This window comes from Candidatus Cryptobacteroides sp., from assembly GCF_056207615.1.
This window is the reverse complement of the sequence record NZ_JBAEER010000115.1, coordinates 1-5,858: the sequence shown is the minus strand read 5'-3', so window position 1 is coordinate 5,858 and position 5,858 is coordinate 1. Positions and strand designations below refer to the sequence as shown.

At 51.9% G+C, this 5,858-nt stretch carries 6 protein-coding genes, 1 tRNA gene and 1 pseudogene; 2 read left to right on the top strand and 6 right to left on the bottom strand.

The genetic code is table 11. The features are described 5' to 3' along the window. Nucleotides 1-168 (top strand): annotated as a pseudogene (locus AC06ND_RS06890) (alpha-N-arabinofuranosidase); the annotation flags it as partial. Nucleotides 169-246: 78 nt separating this feature from the next. On the opposite strand, the gene flxB reads toward AC06ND_RS06890, so the two are convergent. The 5 genes from flxB to AC06ND_RS06865 all read right to left on the bottom strand — a co-directional run bounded on the left by flxB (nucleotide 247) and on the right by AC06ND_RS06865 (nucleotide 4,705). Continuing rightward, on the bottom strand, nucleotides 247-975 hold the full coding sequence (gene flxB / locus AC06ND_RS06885) for a flexirubin biosynthesis SDR family reductase FlxB (RefSeq protein WP_475678254.1): 729 nt from the start codon (nucleotides 973-975) through the stop codon (nucleotides 247-249). Further along, entirely contained in the window at nucleotides 972-2,282 is a 1,311-nt protein-coding gene (locus AC06ND_RS06880) for a phytoene desaturase family protein (protein WP_475678253.1), read from the bottom strand. Before AC06ND_RS06880 ends, flxB begins: the two co-directional genes overlap by 4 nt. Beyond that, nucleotides 2,283-3,500 (bottom strand): beta-ketoacyl-[acyl-carrier-protein] synthase family protein, encoded by a 1,218-nt coding sequence (locus tag AC06ND_RS06875; protein ID WP_475678252.1) that lies wholly within the window; start codon nucleotides 3,498-3,500, stop codon nucleotides 2,283-2,285. A gap of 249 nt (nucleotides 3,501-3,749) precedes the next feature. Beyond that, a tRNA-Val gene (locus AC06ND_RS06870) sits at nucleotides 3,750-3,824 on the bottom strand. Between the two features lie 71 nt (nucleotides 3,825-3,895). Next, nucleotides 3,896-4,705: a LytR/AlgR family response regulator transcription factor gene (locus tag AC06ND_RS06865; protein ID WP_475678251.1), complete on the bottom strand. Its 810-nt coding sequence runs from the start codon at nucleotides 4,703-4,705 to the stop codon at nucleotides 3,896-3,898. A 199-nt stretch (nucleotides 4,706-4,904) separates the two neighbouring features. Here AC06ND_RS06865 and AC06ND_RS06860 point away from each other — a divergent pair, with 199 nt between their 5' ends. Continuing rightward, nucleotides 4,905-5,606, top strand: a complete 702-nt coding sequence (locus tag AC06ND_RS06860) for an SGNH/GDSL hydrolase family protein (protein WP_475678250.1) — start codon at nucleotides 4,905-4,907, stop codon at nucleotides 5,604-5,606. A 15-nt stretch (nucleotides 5,607-5,621) separates the two neighbouring features. Here the strand turns inward: AC06ND_RS06860 and AC06ND_RS06855 are convergent. Next, the coding region (locus tag AC06ND_RS06855; RefSeq protein WP_475678249.1) for an alpha-2-macroglobulin family protein at nucleotides 5,622-5,858 on the bottom strand (237 nt) is incomplete at its 5' end.

Genomic DNA, 5,858 nt, shown 5'->3' with positions numbered 1-5,858 from the left:
GGTTGGACCACTCACCACGCCATCATCGAGTATCAGGGCAAGTGGTACCTCTTCCATCACGACAGCGTTCCTTCTGGCGGCAAGTCATGGCTCCGCAGCCTTAAGGTCTGCGAGCTCACCTTCGACGCTGAAGGCAACATCGAGACTATCGAGGGTATCGACGAATAATATTTGTCAATAAATAAAAGATGCCGGCCCAAAAGGGTCGGCATCTTTTTTCGTTCTGCTCAAGGCAAAATACAGCGACTAGCTATAGAGTCCGCCGTTGATAGAGATGCATTCTCCGGTGATGTACGATGACTCCTTGGATGCGAGGAAGCCGACGAGATTCGCGACCTCCTCAGGCTCGCCGAAACGGTTCATAGGGATATGCTTCTTGAGCTCAGCCTCGTCGAGACCGTCTACCATGTCCGTCCTCACGAAGCCAGGAGCGACAGCGTTGACTGTGATACCCTTGCGTGCAACTTCCTGGGCAAGAGCCTTGGTCGCAGCGATGAGACCACCCTTGGCAGCCGAATAGTTGGTCTGACCTGTCATTCCCTTGAGTCCTGACAGGGAGGCCATATTGATCACGCGGCCGAACCTATGCATGAGCATGGGCTTGATAAGGAGCGAAGTCACGTTGTAGAAGCCACCGAGATTGGTGTTGATCACCTTGCCCCAATCCTCAGGAGACATCCACACAATGAGGTTGTCCCTGCGTATTCCGGCATTGTTGACTACGACCTCGATGTAATCTTCAGGATGCGCCTGCTGCCATGCGGTGATGGCGTCACGAGTCTGCTCCGCGTCAGAGACATCGAACTTCAGCAACTGTGCGTCGCCACCTTCTGACTTGATCTGGTCTACGGTCTCCTGTGCCTTCGCTTCGTTGGAGACATAGTTCACAAGGACAGTATAGCCCATGGATGCAAGCTTGAGGCTCACCGCACGTCCGATTCCGCGGCTGCCTCCTGTTACCAATGCGTATTTCATATATTCTTTCCTAATATTTCTTCACATGTACGATATGACGACTTGGTCACCCCAAGCACGCCGTGTATTCCGATGTTCTGACCAGTCAGATATAGGTTTGCCAACGGCGTCCTTACTGAAAGCGAGGTCCTCATGATATCTCCGCAATCCCTCACCAAGCCATACGCAGAACCTCCAGGAGTACCGGTATAGCGTTCATAGGTGGAAGGCGTGCTGACGTACGCGGCATCAATCGCACCCTTGAGCCATGGCAGCCTGCCGGACACGAAATCGACACAGCGGCCCACGAGTTCATCGCGCGACGCGTATTCCGTCCTGGTCATAAGGTCGACCGTTCCCTCCCCGAAACTGATTCCCACTGTCTCGAGAACATCTGTGCGTGGATTCCAGAGATCAGCATCTTCCGAATGCACATATATGCTTCGGTTCTCTACGGCAGCAGCTCCGCCATGAAGTCGTATATTGACTGTAGAGAGGCCTCTGGTGTTCTCCAGACTCGCGACCCTCGTCCTATATATCTTTCTCAGCCCATCCGTCATAGACACCAGAGATGAAGGATGTATGTCCGACACCACCACATCTGCGGAATAGCGATCCCCATCATCTGTCAGAACGGCGGATACCGCTCCGCCATTGCTTTCCAGGGCAATGACCTTCTTGCCAGTGAGCACCTCTCCGCCCATCGAACGTATGTCCTCCGCGAGCTTATCCGCCATCTGGCTTCCACCTCCGCAAAGACGCCATGAACACCTGATGAAGGCATCATTTATCCTCGCGAAAGTATACAGCGGAAGCCTCTTCGCGTCGAGCTCCATCTTGAGCGACGTACCCGAAACCACCTTCCTCAGCAGAGGGGTCGAAATGGTCTTGCAAAGCCATGAGTATGCGTTCATCTCCACATACTCAGGATGTCCGTCAACTTGTCTGAGTTGAAGCACAAAGTCCTTGATTTCGCCTGCCGACAACGGAAAATAGCCGCACAAGGCCTCCTCATAGGCAGGATAACCTGATGGGAGAAAGAAACTCTGTCCTCCAATGCAGACCTCCTCGCCGTCGAGACGTTTCCATGGCAGTTCCATGAGACCGAAGTCCGCAAAAAGACTTTCAAGACCGCCATCCTCACCTGCTCCACCGACGAAATGGAGTCCGGTGTCAAAGGTCGCGGAGCCTCTGCGGAAGGACTGCATGCAGCCACCTATGGTGCTGTGCTGCTCGAGTACGGTCACCTTCCATCCATGACGGGAAAGGATATGACCGCATTGCAGACCTCCGAGTCCGCTGCCAATGACTATGGCGCTGCGTTCCATCTAGAGGTTCCTGATTATCAGGGTTGAGTTGGTTCCTCCGAATCCGAAGGAGTTTGAGAGGAAGGTATCGAAGCCCTTCTCTATGGTGTGGGACGGGATCAGAAGCTTGGCCGAATCCTCGTCCGGGTTCTCGAAATTGATGTTGCCGGCGATGAATCCTCCCTTCATCATGAGAATGGAATAGATGACTTCGCTGGCACCCGCCATCCACATCTCATGTCCGGTCTGGCACTTCGTGCTCGTGACTTCGGTGCGCTGATCCCCGAAGACATTGTAGATTGCCTTTGCCTCATTTGCATCACCGACGTGGGTAGAGGTAGCGTGGGCATTGATGTATCCGATCTCGCGGATATCGATTCCGGCACGACGAATCGCCATCATAAGGGATTTAGATGGGCCCTCGACGTTAGGAGAAGAAATATGGTCTCCGTTGCTTGAGAATCCATATCCGAGCACCTCTGCGATGATAGGTGCGCCTCTTCTGATCGCAGATTCATAGCTCTCGAGTATGACGGTAGCAGCTCCGCCGCCAGGCACGAGACCGTCCCTGTCACGATCGAAAGGACGGCTGGCCTTGGTCGGCTCGTCCTCCCTGATGGAGAATGCCGAGATGCCGTCGAACGAGCCGACCGATGCCGGATTCACCTCCTGTGCACCACCGCATACCACCATCTCCTGAAGTCCGTTCTGGATAAGAAGAGCCGCGAGGCCTATTGCGTGCGATCCGCTGGCACATGCACCGGAAACGGTGAGGTTGATACCCTTGAGCTTGAAGATGCAGCCCAGGTTCATGGTCACGGTAGAGTTCATGGACTGGAAGATGGCGCCCGAACCGCAGAGGGTGGTGTCCTTCTTTTCCATAATGGTATTCACAGCCTTGTATACAGGCTCAGCCGTACTGTCGTTTCCATAGAGAAGACCGACATCGTGGGTATCAAGATAATCCTGGGTTATGCCGGCAGATGCCAGGGCATCGCGAGTCGCACAGTAGGCATATTTGGCCTGCTCTGGCATATACACCCTCTGGTTCCTGGAAAGTTCCTTCTTCAGGTCCGGAACTTCGAGAAAAGCGGTAAGACCTGAGCGGAAGCCCATCTCCTTGCGGAGCGGATCGAGTATGATTCCTGATTTTCCAGTGTAGAGAGAATCCCTCACCTCGTCAAGGCTCTTGCCAAGGCAGGAATATATTCCCATGCCGGTTATTACGACTCTGTTCATAGGGTTTTATATGTAAAGGATTGCAAATATACGAAAAAAGCCGTTGGGCACGCAAACGACAGACATATAACAAAAAACGCCAGTCGATAACAAGGCGCATCAGCGCCGTGTCGAAGTGTGCGAAATGGAAATTGAGCCACGGAGACACCCGTCGGAACGCAGCGTAGACGGCATGCCCCACCGGGGCAGCTGCGATAGCAGCGGGGGTAAAAAAGAAAGAAGCTGACCTTTGGTCAACTTCTTCATCAGTGGGAGCTGAGGGAGTCGAACCCCCGACCCTCTGCTTGTAAGGCAGACGCTCTGAACCAACTGAGCTAAGCTCCCGAAATGGGAATGCAAATATACGCAGATATTTTTAATCCCCAAATAAAAATGCCCTAAAAATCAAAAAATCCCTAAGAAAGGAGAGCACTTATCTGGTCATAATACCTTTTGGATACAGGAATCTGAGCAGTTCCGTCAACATCAAGCTGGGCAAGTATGACTCCCTCCGCCTCTCTCTTGAGCACCTTGACATGCTTTGAATTTATGACATAGGATCTGTGACAACGAACCAGGCCATGCGATGCAAGATTATCCTCGAGGCTCTTCATGGAATTTCGGAGCACGTAATTCTTCAGCTTGCCGGACTCCAGGTAGTGGATACGCACATAATTCTCCTCAGACTGAAGATATAGCACCGCAGGCGCAGCGATGACGAGCTTGAGTTTCTGGTTCTCGTCATGGAATCGGAGAAGAGACTCGTCTGACTCCGCACCTCCGGCAGTATCATTTCTCAGATCATTCACGAGAAGAGAGAGAGTGATGATCACGTAGGGGAACACCAGGATGGTATAATTGAACTTCACGCAATCGTCGAGAGCAGAAAGGTACCATGTATGAAGCATCAGTGAGCTGTAGAGTGTATGGAACTGCGAGATTATCATGATCTCGGCAAGGCACCACACCACATACCAGAACCATGATATCTTCACCTTCGCGAGGTTCATCACCAAATATAAGGCTGTCCTCGTGAGAGCCATACATACCAGAGATATGCAGAACAACATGAGTATGTTCAGGGTGAAACGCCCCATTCCCATGTCATAGAAAGTGAACATGTCATAGGGGTTGAACACCAGCACGAATGCGAAGAAGAAGAGAGGAACGAATATCGCGTAAATCAACTGTGGCCCCCACCTTCCGGGTACTTCAGGCGTCTTCATTAGTCACTAATCAAGTCTTAAATCATCCCTGTCAACGCTGTGACAAGTGCAAATTTGTCCGTTTTTCATCCCAAATATGGAACTTTAATCCCAAAAATCCAAATCTCGTCACTTTCGCCCATCCCCGGTAAAGATTGTTTCCACAGCCCGAGACCGCCCTCTACCTTTGCATCATCGAAACCAAAGAAAAGACACAGCAATGAAGAAGATTCTAGCATTTGGAGACTCAATAATGAAGGGAGTCGTCGTTGATAGGAACAGGAGCATATCGGATATGAAATATAAGGTAAGCGACGAGAGCTTCACCGAAGAGTGCAGCCGCAGGCTCGGAGTGGAGATCGAGAACTTCAGCAAGTTCGGCAGCACCGTGACCACCGGCAAGAAGATTGTCGACAGGCATCTCGACGAGGTGAAGGAGGCGGACTATGTGCTCCTTAAATTCGGGGGCAACGACAGTGCATACAGATGGGACGAGATCGGAGATGACCCGGAAGCTCCTCATAGTCCGAATACCGACATAGACACATTCAGACACAACTATATAGAAATCGTTGACGAGATTCTTGACCAGGGCGTCACCCCGGTCATCATCTCCATGCCGCCTATCGACCCGGATAAGTATTACTCAAATGTGATGCGTGGTCTTGACGACAGGCAGAAGAAGAACGTGGAGAGATGGCTGGGAGGACAGCCTTCCTACATCTACAACTGGCACGAGATCTACAACCTCGAGGTGTTCAAGATCGCGGCGCTCAAGAAGCTGCCGTTCGTAGACATCACGAGTGCATTCCTCAACCGAAGAGACTTCAGAAGTTTGCTCTGCGCTGACGGAATGCACCCTAATGAGAATGGTCACAGGCTTATCGCCGACACCATCTGTTCAAGCCTAGCCCTGGCATAGCCATGATCGTGAGCATCATCTTGACTGCAGTTCTCCTGTATACTCGCTATTCGCGACATAGTGCGGAGCGTAAAGGCATTCAATAGTCGCAACCGGAGCAGTAAAGCAACCTGCCTGGGTCACGAAGAAGGTCTCCGATACGGTGGTCGTCTCCTCAGGATAGCTGTCGAAGAAGTATTCAGTCATCGAAGCCTTGACATTCCTGTAGCCCTGCGGAGTGCATGAGTACCATCCGTCGACAAAGAGCGGCCT

Coding starts and splice junctions, on each gene's coding strand:
- AC06ND_RS06865 (WP_475678251.1), bottom strand. CDS start 4,705: ATGAAGACGCCTGAAGTACCCGGAAGGTGGGGGCCACAGTTGATTTAC.
- AC06ND_RS06860 (WP_475678250.1), top strand. CDS start 4,905: ATGAAGAAGATTCTAGCATTTGGAGACTCAATAATGAAGGGAGTCGTC.
- flxB (WP_475678254.1), bottom strand. CDS start 975: ATGAAATACGCATTGGTAACAGGAGGCAGCCGCGGAATCGGACGTGCG.
- AC06ND_RS06875 (WP_475678252.1), bottom strand. CDS start 3,500: ATGAACAGAGTCGTAATAACCGGCATGGGAATATATTCCTGCCTTGGC.
- AC06ND_RS06880 (WP_475678253.1), bottom strand. CDS start 2,282: ATGGAACGCAGCGCCATAGTCATTGGCAGCGGACTCGGAGGTCTGCAA.